The sequence below is a fragment of the Bartonella sp. DGB2 genome (assembly GCF_046843095.1).
In the GTDB taxonomy this organism is placed as follows: domain Bacteria; phylum Pseudomonadota; class Alphaproteobacteria; order Rhizobiales; family Rhizobiaceae; genus Bartonella.
Genome location: NZ_CP177327.1, coordinates 72,234 through 95,088, shown reverse-complemented (window position 1 = coordinate 95,088; position 22,855 = coordinate 72,234). Strand labels below are relative to the sequence as shown.

Annotated in this window: 17 protein-coding genes, 1 tRNA gene and 2 pseudogenes; 11 read left to right on the top strand and 9 right to left on the bottom strand. The window is 42.3% G+C overall.

The window, feature by feature from the left end:
• The first annotated feature begins 222 nt into the window (after positions 1-222).
• Positions 223-609, top strand: coding sequence for a MerR family transcriptional regulator (locus tag ACK28X_RS08495; protein ID WP_412058665.1), 387 nt, complete (start codon positions 223-225; stop codon positions 607-609).
• A gap of 15 nt (positions 610-624) precedes the next feature.
• On the opposite strand, the gene parE is transcribed toward ACK28X_RS08495, so the two are convergent.
• Both parE and lipB read right to left on the bottom strand, forming a co-directional pair.
• Positions 625-2,655 (bottom strand): DNA topoisomerase IV subunit B, encoded by a 2,031-nt coding sequence (parE, locus tag ACK28X_RS08490; protein WP_412058664.1) that lies wholly within the window; start codon positions 2,653-2,655, stop codon positions 625-627.
• Positions 2,656-2,831: 176 nt separating this feature from the next.
• Entirely contained in the window at positions 2,832-3,560 is a 729-nt protein-coding gene (lipB, locus tag ACK28X_RS08485; protein WP_412058663.1) for a lipoyl(octanoyl) transferase LipB, read from the bottom strand.
• A gap of 184 nt (positions 3,561-3,744) precedes the next feature.
• Between lipB and kbl the strand changes: the two genes are divergently transcribed.
• From kbl to ACK28X_RS08470, 3 genes are all read left to right on the top strand, one after another.
• On the top strand, positions 3,745-4,944 hold the full coding sequence (gene kbl / locus ACK28X_RS08480; protein WP_412058680.1) for a glycine C-acetyltransferase: 1,200 nt from the start codon (positions 3,745-3,747) through the stop codon (positions 4,942-4,944).
• On the top strand, positions 4,941-5,897 hold the full coding sequence (locus ACK28X_RS08475) for an NAD-dependent epimerase/dehydratase family protein (RefSeq protein WP_412058662.1): 957 nt from the start codon (positions 4,941-4,943) through the stop codon (positions 5,895-5,897). Before kbl ends, ACK28X_RS08475 begins: the two co-directional genes overlap by 4 nt.
• 607 nt (positions 5,898-6,504) lie before the next feature.
• Positions 6,505-6,681: a hypothetical protein gene (locus ACK28X_RS08470; RefSeq protein ID WP_412058661.1), complete on the top strand. Its 177-nt coding sequence runs from the start codon at positions 6,505-6,507 to the stop codon at positions 6,679-6,681.
• Position 6,682: 1 nt separating this feature from the next.
• On the opposite strand, the gene ACK28X_RS08465 is transcribed toward ACK28X_RS08470, so the two are convergent.
• The 4 genes from ACK28X_RS08465 to ACK28X_RS08450 all read right to left on the bottom strand — a co-directional run bounded on the left by ACK28X_RS08465 (position 6,683) and on the right by ACK28X_RS08450 (position 10,758).
• Positions 6,683-6,997 carry a hypothetical protein gene (locus ACK28X_RS08465; protein ID WP_412058660.1) on the bottom strand — a complete coding sequence of 105 codons (315 nt, stop codon included), beginning with the start codon at positions 6,995-6,997 and terminating at the stop codon, positions 6,683-6,685.
• Between the two features lie 493 nt (positions 6,998-7,490).
• Complete coding sequence (trbK, locus tag ACK28X_RS08460) at positions 7,491-7,724, bottom strand: entry exclusion lipoprotein TrbK (protein ID WP_412058659.1); 234 nt, start codon at positions 7,722-7,724, stop codon at positions 7,491-7,493.
• 58 nt (positions 7,725-7,782) lie between these two features.
• Positions 7,783-8,142 carry a hypothetical protein gene (locus tag ACK28X_RS08455; RefSeq protein ID WP_412058658.1) on the bottom strand — a complete coding sequence of 120 codons (360 nt, stop codon included), beginning with the start codon at positions 8,140-8,142 and terminating at the stop codon, positions 7,783-7,785.
• Positions 8,143-9,744: 1,602 nt separating this feature from the next.
• Entirely contained in the window at positions 9,745-10,758 is a 1,014-nt protein-coding gene (locus ACK28X_RS08450) for an outer membrane protein (RefSeq protein WP_412058657.1), read from the bottom strand.
• An 852-nt stretch (positions 10,759-11,610) separates the two neighbouring features.
• Here ACK28X_RS08450 and ACK28X_RS08445 point away from each other — a divergent pair.
• Positions 11,611-12,225, top strand: a pseudogene (locus ACK28X_RS08445) (integrase); the annotation flags it as partial.
• A 52-nt stretch (positions 12,226-12,277) separates the two neighbouring features.
• Here the strand turns inward: ACK28X_RS08445 and ACK28X_RS08440 are convergent.
• A tRNA-Val gene (locus tag ACK28X_RS08440) sits at positions 12,278-12,352 on the bottom strand.
• Positions 12,353-12,423: 71 nt separating this feature from the next.
• Positions 12,424-12,786 (bottom strand): cell cycle two-component system response regulator CpdR, encoded by a 363-nt coding sequence (gene cpdR / locus ACK28X_RS08435; protein WP_412058656.1) that lies wholly within the window; start codon positions 12,784-12,786, stop codon positions 12,424-12,426.
• Between the two features lie 193 nt (positions 12,787-12,979).
• Between cpdR and ACK28X_RS08430 the strand changes: the two genes are divergently transcribed.
• From ACK28X_RS08430 to ACK28X_RS08410, 5 genes and pseudogenes are all read left to right on the top strand, one after another.
• Positions 12,980-13,858: an N-formylglutamate amidohydrolase gene (locus ACK28X_RS08430; RefSeq protein ID WP_412058655.1), complete on the top strand. Its 879-nt coding sequence runs from the start codon at positions 12,980-12,982 to the stop codon at positions 13,856-13,858.
• A 20-nt stretch (positions 13,859-13,878) separates the two neighbouring features.
• On the top strand, positions 13,879-14,670 hold the full coding sequence (gene hisN, locus ACK28X_RS08425) for a histidinol-phosphatase (RefSeq protein ID WP_412058654.1): 792 nt from the start codon (positions 13,879-13,881) through the stop codon (positions 14,668-14,670).
• A 138-nt stretch (positions 14,671-14,808) separates the two neighbouring features.
• On the top strand, positions 14,809-15,303 hold the full coding sequence (locus ACK28X_RS08420) for an Hsp20 family protein (protein ID WP_412058653.1): 495 nt from the start codon (positions 14,809-14,811) through the stop codon (positions 15,301-15,303).
• 513 nt (positions 15,304-15,816) lie between these two features.
• Positions 15,817-20,436, top strand: a pseudogene (gene gltB, locus ACK28X_RS08415) (glutamate synthase large subunit); the annotation flags it as partial.
• Positions 20,437-20,471: 35 nt separating this feature from the next.
• Positions 20,472-21,926 carry a glutamate synthase subunit beta gene (locus tag ACK28X_RS08410; RefSeq protein ID WP_412058652.1) on the top strand — a complete coding sequence of 485 codons (1,455 nt, stop codon included), beginning with the start codon at positions 20,472-20,474 and terminating at the stop codon, positions 21,924-21,926.
• Between the two features lie 76 nt (positions 21,927-22,002).
• On the opposite strand, the gene sufA is transcribed toward ACK28X_RS08410, so the two are convergent.
• Positions 22,003-22,356, bottom strand: coding sequence for a Fe-S cluster assembly scaffold SufA (gene sufA, locus ACK28X_RS08405; protein ID WP_412058651.1), 354 nt, complete (start codon positions 22,354-22,356; stop codon positions 22,003-22,005).
• A gap of 81 nt (positions 22,357-22,437) precedes the next feature.
• Between sufA and ACK28X_RS08400 the strand changes: the two genes are divergently transcribed.
• Positions 22,438-22,848, top strand: a complete 411-nt coding sequence (locus tag ACK28X_RS08400) for a c-type cytochrome (RefSeq protein ID WP_412058650.1) — start codon at positions 22,438-22,440, stop codon at positions 22,846-22,848.
• The last annotated feature ends 7 nt before the right edge of the window (positions 22,849-22,855 follow it).

Genomic DNA, 22,855 nt, shown 5'->3' with positions numbered 1-22,855 from the left:
CAATTAGACTATAAAATCCCTTTGTGAGTATCTCGCAAGGGGATTTTTGCATGGTTCACTGATTGCATAAATGTTATATTTAAAGTTTTATTGAGGGTGCATTAAGTATATAAATATACTTTTCATAAAATATGGTACAGGGCTAGGATGAATCCTAACGGCAGGAAAAGAGCGATAAGCTGAAAACAAGGTTGGTAGGGGCTCGTATGGTGGTAGCAGCCTATGCATGAATATTATTCGATACAAGAACTAACGCGGGAATTTTCTATTACCGCGCGTACCCTGCGCTATTATGAAGATGTGGGGCTGTTGGTGCCATTTCGCCGAGGGCGCGTGCGGCTTTATACCCCTAGTGATCGTTCACGGTTGCAAAGAATATTGCGAGCTAAGAGATTGAATTTTTCTCTGGAGCAAATTAGTGATCTTTTGGCTGTTACCTCTCAGCCTTCATCCATTCCCGTAGAAATTGAAAAGCAAATTGCTCATCTTCATGATATGCGCGCAAAACTGCGCAAGATGCAACAAGAAATTAAGGATGCTCATTATGAACTTGATAGAGTAGAGGAAATTTGTTTTGAACGTTTGGCAGAGTTGCGGGTTAATCGCTAAGAGCTGTTTTTTCTACTATATATCAAGGCTAGTAGCAAAGGCGGCATTTTCTTGAATAAAACGAAACCGCGCCTCAGGTTTTGTTCCCATCAGAGCCTCAACTATATTTTTGGTTTCATCATTTTCTAGTCGGTCAGCTATCACGCGCAACAAGGTGCGCTTATTGGGGTCCATGGTGGTCTCTTTTAATTGCTCAGCTCGCATTTCGCCAAGCCCTTTGAAGCGGCCAATTTCTACCTTACTTTTGCCAGTGAATTCAGTTTTTAGCAATAGGTCTTTATGTGCATCATCGCGAGCATAAGCAACCTTTCCTCCTTGTGAAAGGCGATAAAGGGGCGGGACAGCGAGATAAAGGTGTCCTTCATGGACAAGGTCGGGCATTTCTTGATAAAAAAAGGTGATTAACAAAGATGCGATATGGGCGCCGTCTACATCTGCATCGGTCATTATGATAATGCGTTCATAACGCAAATCTTGTTCGCGATATTTTCCGCGTGTTCCGCAACCCAATGCTTGAATGAGATCGGCGATGGTTTGGTTGGTGCCTAATTTATCGCGACCAGCACTAGCTACGTTGAGGATTTTCCCACGCAAAGGTAAAATGGCTTGATTAGCGCGGTTACGTGCTTGTTTAGCCGATCCACCCGCCGAATCTCCCTCCACAATAAAAAGTTCGGCGCCAGCGGCAGTATTTTGCGTACAATCTGCTAATTTGCCAGGCAGGCGCAATTTGCGCACTGCAGTTTTACGGCTTATTTCTTTTTCTTGCCGGCGCCTTAGCCTTTCTTCAGCCCGCTCCACCACCCAATCCAGCAGTTTTGTTGCCTCTTGCGGTGTATTAGCTAGCCAATGGTCAAAAGGATCGCGCATAGCATTTTCAACCACGCGCTGGGCTTCTATCGTAGAAAGGCGGTCTTTGGTTTGACCTACAAATTCTGGCTCATTGATAAAAACAGAAAGCATTACAGCGGCAGTACTCATAACGTCATCAGCAGTAAGAAGGCTCGCCCGCTTATTGCCGATGAGTTCAGCATAGGCCTTGAGTCCACGTAAAAGCGCTTGGCGCAAGCCAGCTTCGTGTGTGCCGCCCTCTGCAGTAGGGATCGTGTTACAGTAAGAGCGTACAAAACCATCTCCTCCATGCCATGCCACGGCCCACTCCACCGCGCCGTGGCCACTTTTCTTGGTGCTTTTTCCAGAAAAAATTGCGTTGGTGATGCAACGCTCTCCTGCAAGGGAGGCCTGTAAATAATCTACAAGCCCTCCTGGGAAGTGAAAGATAGCCTTTTGCGGGATATCGCCTGTTAGTTTTTGGGGGGCACAATGCCAGCGGATTTCTACGCCACCAAATAAATAGGCTTTGGAGCGTGCCATTTTATAAACAAGCTCGGCTTCAAATTTTAATTTATCGCCAAAAATATCAGGATCGGGGTGAAAGCGTACGCGTGTCCCTCGTCGGTTATGGACTTCGCCCAAATCTTCTAAAGGCGAGAGCGGAACGCCGCGCGAATAGCGCTGGCGATAAAGCCTACGGCCGCGCGCGACTTCAATTTCCAAATAATCTGATAGAGCATTTACTACAGATACACCCACTCCGTGCAGACCACCGGCGGTCTCATAAGTTTTTTGATCAAATTTTCCACCCGCATGCAGTTGGGTCATAATCACTTCAAGAGTTGATTTTTCCGGCATTTGGGGATGGTTTTCTACCGGTATGCCACGCCCATTATCACTCACGCATAAATAGCCATCTTCATCTAAAAAAACATCAATGAAATTGGCATGTCCCGCTACGGCTTCGTCCATAGCATTATCTAAAACTTCAGCAAAAAGGTGGTGAAGGGCTTTGTTATCCTTGCCACCAATATACATACCAGGTCGTAGTCGTACAGGCTCCAGCCCTTGCAGTAGACGGATAGATGTAGCGTTATATTCTTGTTCTCGGTCTTCTTTAAGGAGGGGCGGCTTGGGTTTGGCTGGTACATTTTTTAGGCGTGCTTGCGCTTTGTCAAAAACAGCAAAAAGGTTATTATCTTGATTGCTCATATTGGTTCGCTCATTTTACGCCCATGGCGCGTGGCTTTCTTAGGTTAGTTTATTATCATGATCATATTGATTTTAGCGCGCTTTTCGACCAGGTGCGGCGGTGATGGTAACGAATCAGTTTAGAGTGTGCCATAATTTTTTTGAAAAAGCGATTGTTCTCTTTGCGTTCAAAATGTTTATTTATTCACTATTAGCGTGGGGCCAAAGATTTTCTCAAAGGCTCGGCGTAGAGCTATATCTACTTCCCAAAGGGCGATAGGATAGCCTAAATCTACGAGGCTTGTGACCCCGTAGTCACTAATGCCGCAGGGAATAATGCCTTGATAGTGAGAAAGGTCAGGCTCCACATTCAGGGCTATACCATGGAAACTTACCCATTTACGCAGTCTTATACCGATGGCGGCAATTTTATCTTCTGCACATTGGCCAGTACGGGTAGGGGCGAGTTCAGGTCGGCGGACCCATACGCCAACGCGATCTTCGCGTCTTTCCCCCTTAACGGCAAAGGAGGCAAGGGTTAGAATGATCCATTCCTCAAGAGCAGCGATAAAAGCGCGCACATCTTGGCGCCGTTGTTTTAGGTTGAGCATGATGTAAGCTATACGTTGCCCAGGCCCGTGGTAGGTGAATTCGCCGCCACGACCCGTGTGATAAACAGGAAGACGAGCTGGAGTCAAAAGATCCTGCGGTTTGGCGCTGGTGCCGGCGGTATAGAGTGGAGGATGCTCCACGAGCCAAACTCGTTCGCTTGCTTTTCCTTCCGCTACGGCTGCGGCATAGTTTTCCATAAAGTGGATAGCTTCTTCGTAGGGGATGAGGCCTTCACTTATATGCCATGCAACGGGCGTAGAGCGAGTATGGTGAAAAATTTTTTGGGCAAGAGTCTCTCGGAGCAGGGTATTCATTACTCAATTCTGGCATGGTTGTGAGAAAAAATAAAGGTAGCTTAAATGAAATTCTATCACATAAAGGATAGCATACACAAAAGTTAAGGATAGAGTATGTGATCTCTAGCAATGATGGCTTGATAATCCTTTATTTCCCCTATAGAAAAAGGGTATTTTTATGAATGTTGGCAGGCAGGGAATCATGGTGCAACGGGCAGGGTTTTATCATTACATTGACGGTGTTTTGGAAGAGATTAAACAAGCGGGGCTTTATAAGAATGAACGTTTGATCACCTCTCCACAAGGGGGAGTTGTGGCGGTGGATGATCGTCATTTGATCAATCTTTGTGCTAATAATTATCTAGGTCTCTCTGCTTGTCCAGAGGTGATAGACGCAGCGCATAAGACATTAGACGCCCGGGGCTTTGGGATGAGTTCAGTTCGTTTTATATGCGGGACTCAAGACATTCATAAAGAATTGGAACGAAGGCTCGCACAGTTTTTGGGCACTGAGGATACAATCCTTTATAGTTCAGCCTTTGATGCCAATGGCGGTTTATTTGAAACGCTGTTTAATGAAGAAGATGCTATTATTAGCGATGCACTTAACCACGCTTCTATCATTGATGGTATCCGACTTTCTAAAGCGGCGCGCTATCGCTATCGCAATAATGATCTTGCTGATTTGCGTGTGCAATTGCAAGCCGCTCGTGAAAAGGGGGCGCGCCATGTGATTGTCTTTACAGATGGTGTTTTTTCTATGGATGGCACCGTTGCTCAATTAGCAGAAATACGCGCTCTTTGCGATGAGTTTTCGGCCATCCTTGGTGTGGACGATTCTCATGCAACCGGTTTTATGGGGGCGAGGGGGCGCGGTACTCATGAGCATTGTGGTATTTTTGGCAAGGTTGATATTATTACGGGAACACTGGGAAAAGCTTTGGGAGGGGCTTCGGGAGGTTTTACTAGCGGGCGGGCGAGTGTTATTAATCTCTTGCGTCAGCGCTCCCGCCCTTATTTGTTTTCTAATGCTTTGGCTGCCCCTATTGTAGGAGCTACCCTAGCGGTTCTTGAACTTTTAGAAGCCAGTACAGCCTTGCGAGATCAATTAGAGGAAAATACACGTTTTTTTCGCGCTGGCTTAGAGGATTTAGGATTTGATATTAAAAAAGGCACCCACCCAATTATCCCTGTCATGGTATATGATGCCATAAAATCTCAGCAATTGGCAGAAAAATTATTAGATTATGGGGTTTACGTTGTGGGGTTTTATTATCCGGTTGTGCCACGAGAACAAGCGCGGGTGCGCGTACAAATAAACGCGCAACATACAAAAGAACAATTGCAAAAAGGCCTTAATGCCTTTGCAAAAGCTGGAAAAGAATTGGAAATCATTGTATGAATTTGCGTATTTTAGTAACTGGCGCCAACGGGCAATTAGGTAGCGAACTCTCTTTGGCATTGGCTACCCGCTATGGCGAAGAAAGCGTTGTGACAAGCGATATTTATCCTTCAGTTCATGGCAACGCTTTGCCGCATGAAATTTTAGATGTCACAAATCAGCAGGCTTTAAAAAATGTGATAACTAAACATAATATCACCCAGATTTATCATCTTGCTGCCACGCTTTCTGCGGTAGGTGAACAAAAACCGCATTGGGCGTGGGCATTGAACATGAACGGGCTTCTGAATGTTTTAGAAGTAGCCACACAGTATGAGTTAAAGCGAGTTTTTTGGCCAAGTTCTATCGGAGCTTTTGGGCCTACTACGCCACCGCTCTTTACCCCACAGCAAACTATTATGGAACCAGAAACTGTTTATGGTATCTCAAAATTAGCAGGCGAAGGCTGGTGCCGGTGGTATGCGCATCATAAAAATCTTGATGTGCGTGGGTTACGCTATCCTGGGCTTATTTCTTATAAAGCTCCACCTGGAGGAGGGACAACTGATTATGCGATTGATATGTTCCATGCGGCTATAGAAAATCGTCCTTATGCTTGTTTTCTAAAATGTGATAGCGCTTTGCCTATGATGTATATGCCAGATGCAGTGCGGGCAACGATTGAGCTTATGGAAGCTGTGCCAGAAACCATCTCAATTCGGGGTAGTTATAATCTTGCTTCTTTCAGTTTTACGCCCCAAGAAATTTTCCAAGAAATCCGCAAGCATTACCCTGATTTTATCGTCACCTATCAGCCTGATTATCGTCAGATAATCGCCCAAAGTTGGCCAAATAGTATTGATGATAGCGTTGCTCGCCGCGATTGGGGCTGGGCACCTGATTATGACCTTTCGTATATGGTGAGTGATATGATTACTAATCTTAAAGGTAGATTGTGCACCAAGAGCGCTTAACAAACTTTCAAGGTTTACTTTTATACTGTTTCTTCATGAAAAAAGTGTAAGCTAAACTCAGATAGCGTCTAATATTCATATTTGTTTCTAAAAATGGAAAAATTAACTCACTTATCTTTTCTAAAGACAGGTATAGCATAGAAAATTGTAGATATGTTGGCGATTGCAGACGCTTATTCGTGAAATTACAGGCAATTAATTCTAGAAGAATTAAATTTTTATGTTATATACGCTGTAATTTGTATATTCCAGGCGGAGACCTCAGCTATAAGTCTATCGTGTTGAGATAATTGAGCATTTAAGAATCGTTTTCAGTTCGCTTAAACAAACCTAAGAGCTCTTATACCCTAGGAGATTTAATATCCTTTATGCTTCCCATATCATCAGCTGTTTCTATTATTAAGGTTGATTGGCATGTTGATCCTTAAGAACTATCGCACCAGCAGAACCAGCAAGTAATTAGGCAAGTTTTTAGTCTGAGGCTGTCGGGACTTATCACATTTTTGCATTGGTAAGCATATAAGTCAGGATAAAAGTAGAAAAATCTTTACGATTGCCTTTTTTATGGCGGCAAGCCTGTTAAAGGATTTGAGGAGCAACAGATGCAATGAGGCGAGCATCGTTTGTACGTATTAATGATGATGAGAAGGACGGTAAAGTTGTTAATTTTGGAGCTGAAGGTAAGGCGAGTGTTACATTAGAGCCTATTAGAGCAGGTAATGATGCAAAGAGCGCGGGTCATAATAGCTTGGCAATTCTCTTGATCGGCGCGGTGATTGAATGAGTTAATTCATCGCTGTTGTCCTGAAATTAGCGTGAATTGTGTGGTGATACTCTCCTCTTCCAGAAGGCGGTATTTTGGGCTTACATATGCCACGATACATCCTCTTTGTTTGCTTATAGCGACAAAGCTTTGCGCTTTTTGGCTTAATGTAAAGCAATTGCTCTACGCCCTCCATAGTAGAAATCATGTCTAAGATATCGCTTTCATTTAAAAATTGGTCGCTTTTGCCTACGGGTTCTCCGTCAGAATAGGTAAGCAATAAAATTTCATCACTCGTTACGAAAAAGAGCTGATAAGGGGGCGGTATAATATTCAAAATATTTGCCGCATAGATTGCTAATAAAATGGTTGAGCAATTAAAAGTAGGAATGTCGCCTTGGTAAAGAACTTGGGAAGAGGTAGCGGCTTTACCAAGGTCTTAAATATTATAAACCTATTAAAAGAAGGCTTTGAAAGGGAGAGTTTCTTGGTTAAGTGAAAGGTGAGTAAAATGCCAATGAATATAGCATTATGCATTGCATAAAGCTAATGTACAATGTCTAGACCATACTTATTATGGATACTATCCAAAAAATTCTACTGGCGGCCTTACCCATAACTAATTGCCATTCTCCCGCGGATTCTCTATATAAATTTAAAATAGCTTGGAACATATCCCCCGTACCGAAAGCTTGGCCTTGTATATTTGACAGTACCGTTTGACTGTATGTCGCTAAAGTTAAGAATGGCATTAATAAAGAAGAATGTAAATCATTCTACTATCAATTTATTTTTTATGATCTTCATAATTTATAACTCCTTGTTTCAGATTAAGGCTCGATTTTGAAGCCAAAGTCATACGTTTTTCCAGCGCCAAGAAATTTATTGCTCATATAATCTTCACACATCGTTTTCCACTTTTTTACTTGTTTGGAAGGCATTTTTTCTATTAATTTTATATTGCGACAATTCTCTTCGTTAACCTCAGGCAATGGCGGTTCGCAACAGGCTGTAAGCAAACATGCAAATGATGCTACTATCAATGTGCCTTTTATGATGTTCATAATTTTTTACTCCTTAGTTATATTAGTTTTTGGTTTTATCACCGAAGTTATACGTTTTTCAACTGCCAAGAAATTTGGCTGTTACGGCCTCTATTTTCTGCTTTGCTGTCAGCCTTGACTTGCGCTTTGATTGCCTCAGCATTTTTTTGAGTGAGCAGTTGTAATAGTTTGTCCTTTTGTTGGCTGGATAATTGATAGCATAGCCTGCCGCTTTTAGCTGTCCCACGGCGCTTTGCGCGTTGGTTTCCCCTAATGCCATTTCAAGACAATAACAAATTTCTGTTAATTTTTCTTGCATTTCTTTAAGATATTTTGAAAATTCAGTAGTATTATTGGAAAATAAAATAAATTTATAATTTGATTTATGTATTATATTTATTAATACTGCATTTCTTGTATTAATATATTTATAAAACATATAACTTATTATTATATTATACATAATAATATATTTTCGTATTATAGTATAGTTTCCTCATTTTTTGTTGAGCAGCGCGTGCTTGCATCATTTTTTATTTTTCAAGCGACTGTCTAGGATATATAAAGGAAGTTGTATTGGCTAGTTTGATCATTGGATGTTGAATTTGGTTTTCGCCAGTTCCACTTATAGCCGGATCAATCATCCATCTAGGAATACCTTCAATATTAAATGAAATATTGTATACATTAAGCAATTTTCAAATAATTTTCGGCTGTTGTAGGCCGTAAACAAATTTTATTTCACTATTGACCTCAGCTATGGTGCTGACGTACCGATAAGAGCTAGATTTCTAGAGCTCAACAATATCCATGGCTTTTTGTCCATTTGACGTTATATTTTTTTAATTTTTAGAAAAGTATTAATCAGCTCTTGGGTCAATTTCACCGTTGGTTTGAAAGATAGCAAAAAATATTACAAGATTTTCCAATAATATAACTTATATAATTTTCCTTATTATGAAATGCCTTATCATAGTTATTATTGAATATGTGACCAAGAGAAATCCTTAATATAACCTCCTAGCGGATTTGCGCGCATCTGTTTTTCTTTAGGCTGTGAAATTTCTGTAATCGCGTAAACATTCATAACGATTCGCATATTTTAAAATTTTAGCTGATTTAAATAAAAAAGAGAGCGGTGGTCAAAGCCACAATTTTATCAAGCAAAAGACCAACCAATGGGTTGTTTTACCCACTATCACAACGGGGCTGACTATAAGTTAAGAATTGTATCGAAACTATAAATCGCTTGATTTTGGACAATCTTGATGGTTGTGTGGTCAATGTTCCGTTCATTTAACCCACGGTAAGTAGCATTAGATTGCGGGTCGGCCGGCTTATTGTAAATGGTGATTATCGTTTTTTATGAGATGCAAAGATAAGACCCTACCAAAAACTATGGCTTTATTAAAAGAAAGCAAACTTAGAAATCTGGCTATTTATGAATAGCTATTGCTAATAACCTAGCATATTTTATCGCCAAAAAATTTAGATATTCAGAATGTAGGCTTAATTAGTTCGGTCTAAGAGGAAATAATAGCGCAAAGCATTAAGAAATAGCAGGGCGGTGAAAACACAAATAGTACCAAAAATGCCCCCCGTTAGCCTCATACTATTTATGAGGGGTAAGACCGCCATTGGCATTCAGCATATCAAATTTTAGTAAAAAATGATAAAGCATATAGGAAATGGTGGGCGAAGCATAAACCGCTAATACACTGCCGCCCACTTGTTCAGAAACCCTTTACTAATAGGATTTATCATGATTGGCCAATTGCCATAAAAAAGATCTAAATACACGAATAAATAGCGCTGTCGATAGCATCATGACAAACTATGAAATAATCGAGATGGGATCTGTTTTTCAGGCATGGTTATTCTTTTTAGGTTGGAAAGATGCATAAGGGTACCTTAGTGTATGTAGCGTTCGCTTTTATAAAAAGCGTTCATTTAACGTTTTTTATAGAGCCAAGGGAGCGAGCGTAAGAATTACAAACCTGCTCGTTCAAAGCGAAGATCAATAAGGTTTTAAAGGATTATCCTACTCGAATTTAAAAGCAACGCCAACGCGGATTTCTTGGCCTTGAAGAGTGTATTCAACTTTGTTCGTATCGCTAAAAGAAAATTCTTGACTACCGAAGTCAGTGTAGCGGTATTCAGCACGTGCCACAAGATGATCGCTTACTATGAAGTCAACGCCGCCGCCAACTATGAAGCCAACTAAGGCTTTTGTATCATTAAGCGTTTTACTAGCTTTGAATTCGACGTCCTTTACCCCTTCAGGCTCTGGAGTAGCGATTGTAGGATTAGTATGTGGATCCGTTATCACGGTTGCTGTATCATTGCTTGTCCAAATACCTTCAATGGAGGTGTAAGCAATACCGCCGGCAAGGTAAGGCATGACGCGGCCTTTAGCAAAGCCAAGACGAACGCGGGTTGCTCCGCCCCATTGTTGTGCGAAGCTTGCAGTTGTATCTCTCGTGGCCGTAAATATGGGGGGAGTGGCGTGCTTATCATCATTCACATTTACATCGGTTTTTGCTGCATCTTTAAGGTATTTATTTAATTTTTCTTTACTTTCTTTTGAATTGTTAAATTTCTCTACAAGAGAATCAACATTTTTATCTAAGATTGAACGAACAGAACTATAGTAGTTGTTGTATTCATCGGAAACATTAGCGCCTTTAGCAATCAGGGTATGCTGTCCGGTCGATTTACCTAAATTAAAATCGGTTTCTATGCTAAATACAAAAGCATTCCCTATGTCGACATTATAGCCAGCAAAAATACCCTGAAAAATACTATTTAAACTTAAGTCCTTAGCGTCGGCTTTTATAGTAGATTCCATATCACTAATCTTAGCATTTTTCCTAAACGTGATTCCACTTTGCGCGCCAAGGTAAAAACTATCCCAAGAGAAAGCACGGACTTGAATGGTAGTAGCAAGAGGCGTGGGGAGCACAGCGTGGGACAGGGGCATACTATCAACTGCATAGCCGGAGGAAGCACCAATCAGCGCAGCGACAGAAACGGAAAGGGCTGTAGCAAATTTCATATCATATCCTTCTTCCTAAATTTTCTATATCGGCTACACGACTTATTTTTAAGTATCTGTAGCCAATGTAGCATATATCAAAAAATATTATAAAGGATATAAAATTTTAAGCCTTTGCTTCCTTTTAACGCAGAAAACCTAAGAGGTTGATAGCTATCATCACTTTTAATAATGCTATTTTTTGCCTAATAGATCAGTGCTCAGTATTTAACGCGCAAAAAAAGTGTTTATAAAAGTGGTAAGGACTAGGGCAACATACGATCCAAGGTGGCTAAGGGAACAATGTCGAAGCTTTTTAACTGTCGATTTAGCATAATAAGAGCGTTTTGCAAGGTTTTATAAAATTTATAGGCTGTAGAAGATTATCGACAAGTATGTAAACAATTGTCTTTCTAATCTCACGTAATCAATCTTTGCCTTTGCCTATTCTGGCCTTGGCGCATAAGGACTTTATACTCGTTTGGCGCTGTCCATTTCCTATGCAATATAACATAGCCAAGCTCATGGGCAATGGTAAGCATTCATCGTAAGAGATATTCATCTGGGTGACATAAATCGCATATTCCTCAGTATCATAAAACCCAGTAATATTCCTAACCACTTCTTATGATTTAAAGCTTAGAAAAGAGCCGTATTCTTGCCTTTGTAGAGTCGAATTGTATGGCTCAATTCTGCGCTCATTTTAGAGCGATATTTTATCATATTTTGCTACAACTATTTCTCTTTTTCATAGTGTAGAAAGCCGAAAGTTCCCACAGCTGCAGCTAAAACCACGTTAACGGTAAATGCCCCATTGCATAGAGCGACTTACGGGCAAGGCGATAGAGCTCTATAGCAACTGTGACTATGCAATGGGGTATTGATCATGGCCTTCTTGCAGTAAATCCAACCCTTGCGATTAAAACGCCTGCCCTTACCAATCAAGAAGGGTTCGTCATATGACTAAGAAGAAATAGACCAATACTATTCGCTCTGGTCATTGGGTATACATGAGTGCGTATGGATATTGATATTGATATGTTACTCTATATAGGCCTTCGGCGTGGCAACGCGGTGCGGATTGGTTGGAAAGATGTCAAAGATGACGTTATTCACCTAGAAACGGAAAAAAGTAAATTTCAAACGGATATCTTTTTGCACATTTTACCCGACTTTTTAACAACTCTTGCAGCAGGACCAACGGGAGAAGAAACATTTATTTGCGGCAAAGGGGGTAGGGCGCTTACCAAAGAAAGTTTTGGCAACTGTTTCGGGAAACATGTAACGAGGCAGGCATTAAAAAATTTGCTCATGGCTTACGCAAATTAGGGAGCAACTATTGCGCAACTAAAAGCAATTTTTGGTTGGAATAACGATCGTATGCTCTTGCATTGTACCTAAAGTGCTGATCGACGTAAACTAGCCCTTGAAGCGATAGAAAAGATACAAAAAATTAAGGGCATGATATCAAAAAAATATAAAAAATAAAAAGCAAGAAAATTCCCGAATTTTGGTGTAACTGATTGATTTTACTTAATAATGGTGGGCGTGACAGGGATTGAACCTGTGACCCCTACGATGTCAACGTAGTGCTCTCCCGCTGAGCTACACGCCCATTTATCCCATGCATACACCACAGTCGGACGACTTCGTCAAGGGATGATTGGAAAAAATCCTAAAATTTAGTCAAGCGGCGATAAGAAGCTTTTCCACTTCATTGACGAGATCTCGCAAATGAAAAGGCTTGGACAACACCTTTGCCTCACGTGGCGTATTGCTATCAGAGTTAAGCGCCACAGCCGCAAAGCCGGTGATAAACATAACACGTAGATCAGGGTCGATTTCAGTCGCACGGCGTGCAAGTTCAATCCCGTCCATTTCGGGCATAACAATGTCGGTAAGAAGCAGGGAAAACGGCTCTTCTTGCAGACGCTCATAAGCACTGGCGCCATTGTCAAAGTCAGCCACTTCGTAGCCCGCGCGCTCTAACGCCTTAGCAAGAAAGCGGCGCATATCGTTATCATCTTCTGCAAGCAGGATTCGTTTCATTATGATATCCATAATTATATTGCTAATGGTATGATATTATCATTATATAATAGCGCGTTGAGATAAAAAAGCACTAAAGTTTTTATAGGCGCAATGCGTGCTTAAATGGTTAATATCAGCTCTCCTCTCGTTTTATAGTGCTTTTTAGGGTGTTTTGTAAGCTTAATGGGGGCTTCTTCGGGGAGGATATATCGTGATAGAGCAGAATGAACTAACTTTTGCCTATTTTGAAGCCGCACCGCTTATCGCCCCAATTTTGTTTAATTCTCCCCATTCTGGCCGCTTATATACACCATATTTTTTAGCACTAAGCCAATTGAACTCTCATGAAATTCGCCGTTCAGAAGATGCTTATGTCGACTGGTTGTTTCAAGATGTACCCCGCTTTGGTGTAGCCTTTATGTCAGCGTATTTTCCACGTGCTTTCGTGGATCTTAATCGTGATTCGTATGAATTAGATCCAGCGCTTTTTCAAGAGCCATTGCCCGCTTTTATCCCCCCGCCCAGCCAGCGGGCGCTCTTAGGGCTTGGCACTGTTCCCGCTATAGTTGCACAAAATCGTTTTATTTATCATGATAAACTTTGTTTTCATGAAGTGTTTAGCCGTATTGAATCTTATTACTGCCCTTACCATCGCCATTTAAAAGCTGCTTTAACAAGAATTAAAAAGATGTTTGGCTTTACAATATTAATAGATTGCCATTCTATGCCAAGTCATCCACCAAGTTATGGTTTGCATAGACAGGCAGATTTTGTTTTAGGCGATTATTACGGCACTACGTGTCCGCCCTCTTTATCAGCCTTTGTAGGTAATTTTTTACAAGAAAGTGGTTATACTATTACTTTTAATCGGCCTTATCCAGGAGGATTTATTACTTGCCAGTATGGTCAACCTGAGCAAGGCATTTATGCCTTGCAGCTTGAAATCAACCGCCGCCTTTACCTTAATGAATGGACAATTGAGCCTAATCGTGGGTTCAGTATATTGCAAAAACATATGCACGATTTAGCACGCGCGCTTATTGTTTTCTGTCTCAGGGAGCGGAATAACTATTTATGTGCAGCGGAATGATAATAACCTGAGGAGGAACAATGACAATACCAAAAGACCGAGCACTTTTTTTGGAAGTATCACGCATAGCTAAAGAAAATTCGCTTCCATATTTTCGTCAAAACTTGCCGAGCGAAAACAAGGAAAGCGCTTGGTTTGATCCTGTAACGATTGCCGATCGTGCCGTAGAAGAAGCGTTAAGGCGTTTTATCCAAACTACTTATCCTGATGATGGCATCATTGGAGAGGAATTCCCCTCGTATCAAGAGACGCGTGAAACTCTATGGGTTATTGATCCTATTGATGGAACGCGTTCTTTTATAGCAGGCATACCTCTTTGGGGTACGATAGTAGGAATAAGCCATAAAGGGCATGCGATTGCTGGCATGATGGCTCAGCCTTTTACAGGTGAGCTTTATTATAGCTGCGGAAAGGGCAGTTACCTCTATCATGATAATGGAAGAGAGACACAGCTTTTCAGTAGTGATTGTCAAAAATTGCGCGATGCAGTGCTTTTTTCTACAGCACCTGAACTTTTTACCTGCGCGGAATATGATACTTTTACCCGATTAGCCAAAGCATGTAAATTTAATCGATTTGGGGCTGACGGTTATGCTTTTGCTATGCTTGCCGCAGGGTTTGTGGATATTGTAATAGAGAGCCGCATTAAAATTTATGACATTATGGGGCTTATTCCCCTTATCCGTGAAGCAGGCGGTGTGGTAAGTCAATGGGATGGTAGACCCGCAGAAGAAGCTGGCAATATTATTGCTTGCGCTACCCCGCAATTGCATGAAGATGTTGTACAATTTTTACAAAAAAATAGAAAATAATTACAAAGAGCCGTTTAGACCCCCTTGAAATAGAAAAAAGAGTGCTTAGATTTGACGCACGGTCGCCATACGGGGCCGGAGCCATAGCTCGCTTAGGGAGCTGGCTAATCAATATGTTGCTCTAAAGGAGGACACATTATGCGTCAAGTAGACTTTTCACCTCTTTACCGCTCAACGGTTGGTTTTGATCGTTTGTTTAGCTTATTCGATTCGATGACTCAGCCAGAGCCCGCGCAATCTTATCCACCTTATAATATTGAGCGCCTAAGTGAAAATGCTTATCGTATCTCAATGGCGGTAGCAGGATTCGCACAAAATGAAATTGATATTGAGGCGCATCGTAACCAACTCACCATTAAAGGGGAAAAAACGCCTATCGAAGAAGATGCTAGTGTTGAATTTTTATATCGCGGCATTGCTGCACGTAGCTTCGAAAGACGCTTCCATTTGGCCGACCATGTGGAAGTGATGGGTGCAGAACTTGAGAACGGCCTTTTACACATCTTGCTCAAGCGTGAAATTCCAGAAGAATTAAAACCGCGAAAAATTTCTATTCACGCTAATTTAGTAAAAGATGGGCAAGCTGCGACAACAAAGAAAATTGAGCTTGATCTCGCTCCTGCAGCGGAATAACCCTCTTCCTTATAATATAAATTTAAATTGCGGTGGGGGTCCCTCACCGCAATTTGCGTTATTATGGCTACTATTTTTATGTTTGCTAAATAATATGGATATATTAGTAATTTTTATAAAAAAAAATTATATTTTTTGAAATTAGATTTCAAATTTTAGGTATGCTGCTTGTCCTTATAGTTTTTCTGATATAGGATTATTCTCAAAAGAGTAAGTAAAATAAAGAACACATGGATGTAGACAGCATGTGGCATTTATAACTCCAAGGCGCTGTCAGCATATCTCTGCAGTTTTGGCACCTTTAATATAAAGGTTGAGGGTGAATATTACCCTTTACTTTAATCTATTTTAGGCGCGAGCCAAGAGATGGGAAAGGGCAAAATAATGGACGATAAAACCACCCTATTATTAAATGCAACTCAGCATGTTGAACCTATTGATTTGAATTTCAAATCTTCTCGTCCTGTTTTCTCTTCTCTTACACTACCAAAAGCGGCTCAAGAAGCAGCGCAAAAGGGCCTTTATGCGCCTCAATATGAGCATGATTCCTGTGGCGTTGGATTTATAGCCCATATGAAGGGGCAAAAATCTCATAAAATTATTCGCGATGGTTTAGCGATGCTAGTCAATCTCACACATCGTGGAGCAGTAGGCGCAGATCCTCTAATGGGTGATGGGGCAGGAATATTGTTACAGATTCCTGATCAATTTTTTCGTGCTAGCATGGCTGAATTTGGGATTCAGCTGCCCAAAGTCGGTCACTATGGGGTGGGGCATATTTTTATGCCGCGTGAGAAAAGTTTTCAAACTCATATAGAGCAAATTATTAAAGAAGTAATAAAAATGGAAGGGCAGACTTTTATTGCCTTTCGGGATGTACCGGTTGATAATTCTCGCCTATCTAAAGCATCTGAAATTGCTGCTACCGAACCTATTCATAAGCAGGTTTTTATTGGCCGTAACCCTAATTTAATATCGGAGGATGATTTTGAACGTCGCCTATTTGTCTTGCGCAAAGTGATATCTAATCGGATCTATGCGGAAACGGGTGGACGCGATAACGGATTTTATATTGTTTCACTTTCTGCTCGAACCATTGTTTATAAAGGGATGTTTCTTTCGTTTCAGCTTGGTTCTTATTATAAAGACTTAAATGATGAACGTTTTGAAAGCGCTTTGTGCTTGGTACACCAGCGTTTTTCTACCAATACTTTTCCCTCTTGGCGTTTAGCTCACCCCTATCGCATGGTCGCCCATAATGGTGAGATTAATACTTTGCGGGGCAATGTTAATTGGATGGCAGCGCGGCAAGCCTCTGTGGATTCAGAGGTTTTTGGTAATGATATTTCAAAATTATGGCCTATTTCTTATGAAGGTCAATCCGATACTGCTTGTTTTGATAACGCTCTTGAGTTTCTTGTGCAAGGTGGCTACCCCCTTGCACACGCTATGATGATGTTGATCCCAGAAGCATGGGCAGGTAATCATTTGATGTCAAAAGAAAGGCGTGCTTTTTATGAATATCATGCGGCATTAATGGAGCCTTGGGATGGCCCCGCTGCGGTTGTTTTTACTGATGGACGTCAGATCGGAGCTACTTTAGATCGTAATGGTCTGCGTCCTACCCGCTACGTTATCACTGATGATGACTATGTCATCATGGCATCAGAAGCGGGAGCTTTGCCAGTAGAAGAGGAACGCATTATTCACAAATGGCGCCTACAGCCAGGCAAAATGTTTTTAATGGATATGGACAAGGGGCAGATTATTTCTGATGAAACGCTCAAATCAGAGATTGCTAACAAGTATCCTTATCAACAATGGTTGAAAAATACTCAGCTAATCTTAGAAGATTTGCCGCCTGTAGAGCCACGTTCCTTACGCAAAGATGTATCCTTGCTGAATCGGCAACAGGCTTTTGGCTACAGCCAAGAAGACATAAAACTAATTTTGGCACCGATGGCTGCTATTGGGCAAGAGCCCATTGGCTCAATGGGGGCTGATACACCAATTGCTGTTTTATCGCAAAAAGCTAAATTGCTATATGCTTATTTTAAGCAAAACTTTGCACAAGTAACCAACCCGCCCATTGATCCAATTCGTGAAGAATTAGTCATGAGCTTGGTTTCTTTTATTGGTCCAAGACCTAATATTTTTGACCTAGGCGGCGCTTCACGACATAAAAGGCTGGAGGTGCGTCAGCCCATTCTTACCAATGGTGATTTAGAAAAAATCCGTGAGATCGGCCAAAGCGAAGATCGTTTTGATACCAAAACTATCGACATAACCTATTCAGTTGAAGAGGGAGCCGCAGGTATGGAAGGGGCTGTGAAGCGATTGTGTGAACGGGCCGAGGCCGCAGTTCATGGTAGGTATAATATTATCATTCTCTCTGACCGTCAGTTAGGACCTGATCGCATCCCTATTCCTGCTTTGCTCGCCACGGCCGCGGTGCATCACCATTTAATTCGCAAGGGGCTACGCACATCGGTGGGTTTGGTGGTGGAGACAGGCGAACCACGTGAAATTCATCATTTTTGCTGCTTGGCAGGCTATGGTGCAGAGGCTATTAACCCCTACTTAGCTTTTGATACATTAATTGATATGCACAAACGGGGCGCTTTTCCCACAGAGATTCGCGCGCATGATTTGATTTATCGTTACATAAAATCCATTGGTAAAGGCATGTTAAAGGTGATGTCTAAGATGGGCATTTCAACCTATCAGTCTTATTGCGGGGCGCAAATATTTGATGCGGTGGGGCTTGCAAAAAGCTTTGTTGATCAGTTTTTTACTGGAACTTCCACGGCAATTGAAGGTGTGGACCTTGCTACCATTGCATATGAAGCGCTAGCGCGTCATAAGGACGCTTTTGGTAACGATCCTTTATTGCATAAAACGCTTAATATTGGTGGAGATTATATGTATCGCCTCCGAGGGGAGCAACATGTTTGGACACCAGATGCTATTGCTGATTTGCAACACGCAGTGCGTATGGCAAATCCTGATCGTTTTCATTCATATAGTCAGCGTATTAACGAGGATAACGCTCAGGCGCAAACTTTGCGCGGTTTATTTAAAATCATCACCGCCGAAGAGCGCGGCGTGGATCCCGTGCCAATTGAAGAAGTTGAGCCCGCAACAGAAATCGTTAAACGGTTTTCTACAGGCGCTATGTCGTTTGGTTCTATATCGCGCGAAGCTCATACAACCCTTGCCATTGCTATGAATCGTATAGGAGGTAAGTCAAATACGGGCGAAGGCGGGGAGGAATCAGACCGCTTATACCCACATCCCGATGGAAGTGAAAATCTGAAACGCTCTGCTATCAAACAAGTGGCATCGGGTCGTTTCGGGGTGAGTGCAGAATATCTTATCAATGCCGATATTATCCAAATCAAAGTAGCACAAGGCGCTAAGCCTGGTGAAGGAGGGCAGTTGCCTGGTCATAAGGTGGATGCAACCATTGCTAAAACGCGGCACTCTACGCCCGGCGTTGGGTTAATTTCTCCTCCGCCTCACCATGATATTTATTCTATCGAAGATCTTGCTCAATTGATCTTTGATTTAAAAAATATCAATCAAACAGCAGATATTTCGGTAAAGCTTGTTTCAGAAGTAGGGGTAGGTACTGTAGCAGCTGGCGTAGCCAAAGCTCGCGCTGATCATATCACCATTTCAGGTTATGATGGTGGCACAGGGGCTTCGCCGTTAACTTCACTTCAACATGCGGGTTCACCGTGGGAACTAGGGCTTGCAGAAACCCAACAAACGTTAGTTTTAAACGGCTTGCGTTCACGAATTGCCTTGCAAGTAGATGGCGGCTTGCGTACTGGTCGCGATGTAATTATCGGGGCTTTATTGGGCGCTGATGAATTTGGTTTTGCTACCGCGCCTTTAATCGCGGCGGGTTGTGTGATGATGCGTAAATGCCACCTAAATACTTGCCCCGTGGGGGTAGCTACGCAAGATCCTGTTTTGCGCAAACGCTTTAAGGGAACACCTGAACATGTGATCAATTTCTTTTTTTATTTAGCCGAAGAGGTGCGTGCTCTATTAGCGAAAATGGGTTTTAAACGCCTTGACGAGATTATCGGGCAATCAGACCTTTTGGATAAAGCAACCGCGCTCGCTCATTGGAAAGCGCAAGGACTGGATTTTAGCCGAATATTTTTTAAGCCCCAAGCTGAAAAAAAACAAATTTTTCATACAAGCCGACAAAAACACCCTATTGATACGGTTCTTGATCGGCAGCTTTTAAAAAATTGTGCGCCTGCCTTGGAGGATAAGAAAAGCGTAAGCTTTGCATTTCCTATTCGTAATACGGATCGCTCTGTCGGAGCAATGTTATCAGGCGCTTTGGTACGACGCCACCGTCACTATGGTCTACCTGATAATACTATATCGCTGCGTTTTTATGGCACAGCAGGTCAATCCTTTGGTGCTTTTTTAGCTAAGGGGATTCGGTTCGATTTAGTAGGAGACGGCAATGATTATGTAGGTAAAGGTCTCTCAGGTGGGCAAATTATTGCGCGCCCCCCTGAAGAAAGTCCAATTGCTACACGTCAAGCCATTATTATTGGTAATACAGCACTTTATGGTGCGGTTGCAGGCGAATGTTATTTCCGGGGTGCAGCTGGCGAGCGGTTCGCTGTACGAAATTCTGGTGCCCTAGCTGTCGTGGAGGGGGTAGGCGACCATGGTTGTGAATATATGACAGGGGGCGTTGTAGTGGTTATTGGTCAAACGGGCCGTAATTTCGCTGCTGGTATGTCAGGCGGTGTGGCTTATGTTTTGGATGAAGAGGGTGATTTTTCTAAGCGATGTAATATGGCTATGGTAGAATTGGAACCGGTACCCGCTGAAGATGATATTCTTGAAAAACTGCACCACCACGGAGGCGACCTTATGCATAAAGGACGTGTAGACGTGTCTGCTAATATGACGCGCCATGATGAAGATCGTCTTTTGCAAATGCTCAATAAACATTACCATTATACAAATTCGCCACGCGCGCGTTCAATTCTTGATGAATGGGAAGTCTATCGCCCGAAATTTGTGAAAGTTATGCCCGTTGAGTATCGGCGTGCTCTTGAAGAAATGGAGCGCTTGGCCTTCGACACTGTGGCGTGATAAGTGACGCAATTAATGGGGAAGAGGAGATACATATGGGCAAAGTGACAGGCTTTTTGGAAATCGACCGCCAAGAGCAAAAATACCAGCCGGCTGCAGATCGAATCCGTCATTTTCGGGAATTTGCTATTGCTATGAATGACGATGAAGCTAAAAAACAAGCGGCTCGCTGTATGGACTGTGGAATCCCTTTTTGTCATGGCGCACCAGGCTGCCCTGTACATAATCAGATCCCCGATTGGAACGATCTCGTTTATAACGGCTGTTGGGAAGAGGCGATAGAAAACCTTTTGTCAACTAATAATTTTCCTGAATTCACGGGTCGTATTTGCCCAGCCCCGTGTGAAGAAGCTTGTACCTTAAACCTTGAGGATATGCCAGTTACTATAAAATCAATAGAGCAAAATTTAGCTGATAAAGCCTATAATTTAGGTTTTCTTGCCCCACAACTCCCCCTTCATAAGACTGATAAAAAAATTGCCATCATAGGTTCGGGGCCAACGGGGCTTGCCGCTGCTCAACAATTAGCACGCGCAGGGCATGATGTTGATATATTTGAGCGAGAAAGTAAAGCAGGAGGGCTTTTGCGTTACGGTATTCCTGATTTTAAGATGGAAAAACATTTGATCGACCGGCGCCTTAGCCAATTAGAAGCTGAAGGGGTTACAATTTACTGCAATATTACGATTGGTGTAGATAAGTCCTTGGCAGAATTATTAAATACTTATGACGCGGTGCTTTATTGCGGTGGAGCAGAAGCACCCCGTCCAGCGCCCTTGCCTGGGTGCGACCTCACGGGGATTTACCCAGCAATGCCTTACCTTGTACAGCAAAACCGTCGCCTGGGGCGCGAAGAAATGGAGTCGAATGGCTGGCCTGCTCCACCTATTTTGGCTGATGGAAAACACGTAGTTGTAGTAGGTGGTGGTGACACGGCTTCCGATTGTGTGGGAACTGCCTTCCGTCAAGGTGCAGTGAAAGTTACTCAGCTAGATATCCGCCCCAAACCTCCAGAAAAAGAAGATAAATTGCGTATTTGGCCTTATTGGGCCACAAAAATGCGCACATCCACTAGCCAAGCCGAAGGAGCAGAGCGCGAGTTTCAAGTGGCGACGCTTGAATTCGTTGGCAAAGAGGGAGAGTTAACTCATGTTAAATGCTGCCATGTTGACGAACAACGTTTACCTATTGCGGGGCGCGAGTTTTTTATACGTGCTGATTTGGCCCTAATTGCCCTTGGTTTTGTAGGCCCAGTGCGTGAAGGCGTTTTGGATGAGTGTGGAAATGCACTCAAACTGGGTAAGGATCAACGCGGTAATTATACAATTGCCGCCAATGAGTATGACTATCAAACCAGTGTTAAGCGCTTATTTGCAGCGGGGGATATACGCCGCGGACAATCGCTAGTTGTTTGGGCCATTCGTGAAGGAAGGCAAGCCGCCCACGCGATTGATAAGTTTTTAATGGGAAAGAGCCTTTTACCTCGCTGAAATTATAAAGGCGTACTTACAACAATGACAACAGACTCTTATTGTAGTTTCTTCAGGATAAAAAAATGGAGGTAGGCTAGGAAGGAAGGACAGCCGGTTTCAATTCCACTGACTCACCACAGCCACAAGCAGATGTTTGATTAGGGTTATTGAAAACAAAACCTGTGCGCAGGGAGGTTACTTCAAAATCCAATTCCGTTCCTAATAGAAAAAGTACAGCTTCTGGAGCGATAAAGACTCGTGCGCCATCTTCTTCTTGCATGTCGGCCTCTTTGATTGGACCATGCGTTAAGTCGATGGTGTATTCCATACCGGCGCAACCGCCTTTTTTTACGCCAATTACGATACCATAGGCCCCATTATTGGCCATAATTTCTTTTACCCGTACGCGTGCGGCTTGGGTTAAACGGATAACGGTTAGAGATGCCATAATATTCTCGCTTTCCTTCTCTATTATTTTATACTTTTATAATAAATCAACAAGGAAAATCGTTTAAACAAGGAGTGAGGTATGACTTTTTTAACTAAGCTTATTAAAATATCTGTTTTGTTTTATGTTGGTACGTTTGCTCTTTATGCTAATGCAACGGAAACCAGCGGTTTTCTGGGCGATGCTACAAGGGGTAAGCAGGTATTCAACCGCTGTGCTACCTGCCATTACGTAGACAAATACGTAAATAAAATAGGCCCCAGTCTAAAAAATCTTATAGGTCGCCGAGCTGGAAGCTTGGAAGGTTATAAATTCTCACCTGCCATGGTAGCGGCAGGGCAGAACGGTTTGATTTGGAATCGGAAGGCACTTATAGCTTTTTTGCGTGATCCACATCAGAAGGTTAAAGGCACTCGTATGGCAGCAATTAAAATTAAAAAGAACCAAGAGATTGAGGATCTTATCGCTTACTTAGAATCGGCTAGCCATTAATTTTTGC

What these genes read in the sequence shown, in the direction of transcription:
- ACK28X_RS08495 (WP_412058665.1), top strand. Translation starts at nt 223, where the DNA reads ATGCATGAATATTATTCGATACAAGAACTAACGCGGGAATTTTCTATT.
- parE (WP_412058664.1), bottom strand. Translation starts at nt 2,655, where the DNA reads ATGAGCAATCAAGATAATAACCTTTTTGCTGTTTTTGACAAAGCGCAA.
- lipB (WP_412058663.1), bottom strand. Translation starts at nt 3,560, where the DNA reads ATGAATACCCTGCTCCGAGAGACTCTTGCCCAAAAAATTTTTCACCAT.
- kbl (WP_412058680.1), top strand. Translation starts at nt 3,745, where the DNA reads ATGGTGCAACGGGCAGGGTTTTATCATTACATTGACGGTGTTTTGGAA.
- ACK28X_RS08475 (WP_412058662.1), top strand. Translation starts at nt 4,941, where the DNA reads ATGAATTTGCGTATTTTAGTAACTGGCGCCAACGGGCAATTAGGTAGC.
- ACK28X_RS08470 (WP_412058661.1), top strand. Translation starts at nt 6,505, where the DNA reads ATGAGGCGAGCATCGTTTGTACGTATTAATGATGATGAGAAGGACGGT.
- trbK (WP_412058659.1), bottom strand. Translation starts at nt 7,724, where the DNA reads ATGAACATCATAAAAGGCACATTGATAGTAGCATCATTTGCATGTTTG.
- ACK28X_RS08455 (WP_412058658.1), bottom strand. Translation starts at nt 8,142, where the DNA reads ATGTTTTATAAATATATTAATACAAGAAATGCAGTATTAATAAATATA.
- ACK28X_RS08450 (WP_412058657.1), bottom strand. Translation starts at nt 10,758, where the DNA reads ATGAAATTTGCTACAGCCCTTTCCGTTTCTGTCGCTGCGCTGATTGGT.
- cpdR (WP_412058656.1), bottom strand. Translation starts at nt 12,786, where the DNA reads ATGAAACGAATCCTGCTTGCAGAAGATGATAACGATATGCGCCGCTTT.
- hisN (WP_412058654.1), top strand. Translation starts at nt 13,879, where the DNA reads ATGACAATACCAAAAGACCGAGCACTTTTTTTGGAAGTATCACGCATA.
- ACK28X_RS08420 (WP_412058653.1), top strand. Translation starts at nt 14,809, where the DNA reads ATGCGTCAAGTAGACTTTTCACCTCTTTACCGCTCAACGGTTGGTTTT.
- ACK28X_RS08410 (WP_412058652.1), top strand. Translation starts at nt 20,472, where the DNA reads ATGGGCAAAGTGACAGGCTTTTTGGAAATCGACCGCCAAGAGCAAAAA.
- sufA (WP_412058651.1), bottom strand. Translation starts at nt 22,356, where the DNA reads ATGGCATCTCTAACCGTTATCCGTTTAACCCAAGCCGCACGCGTACGG.
- ACK28X_RS08400 (WP_412058650.1), top strand. Translation starts at nt 22,438, where the DNA reads ATGACTTTTTTAACTAAGCTTATTAAAATATCTGTTTTGTTTTATGTT.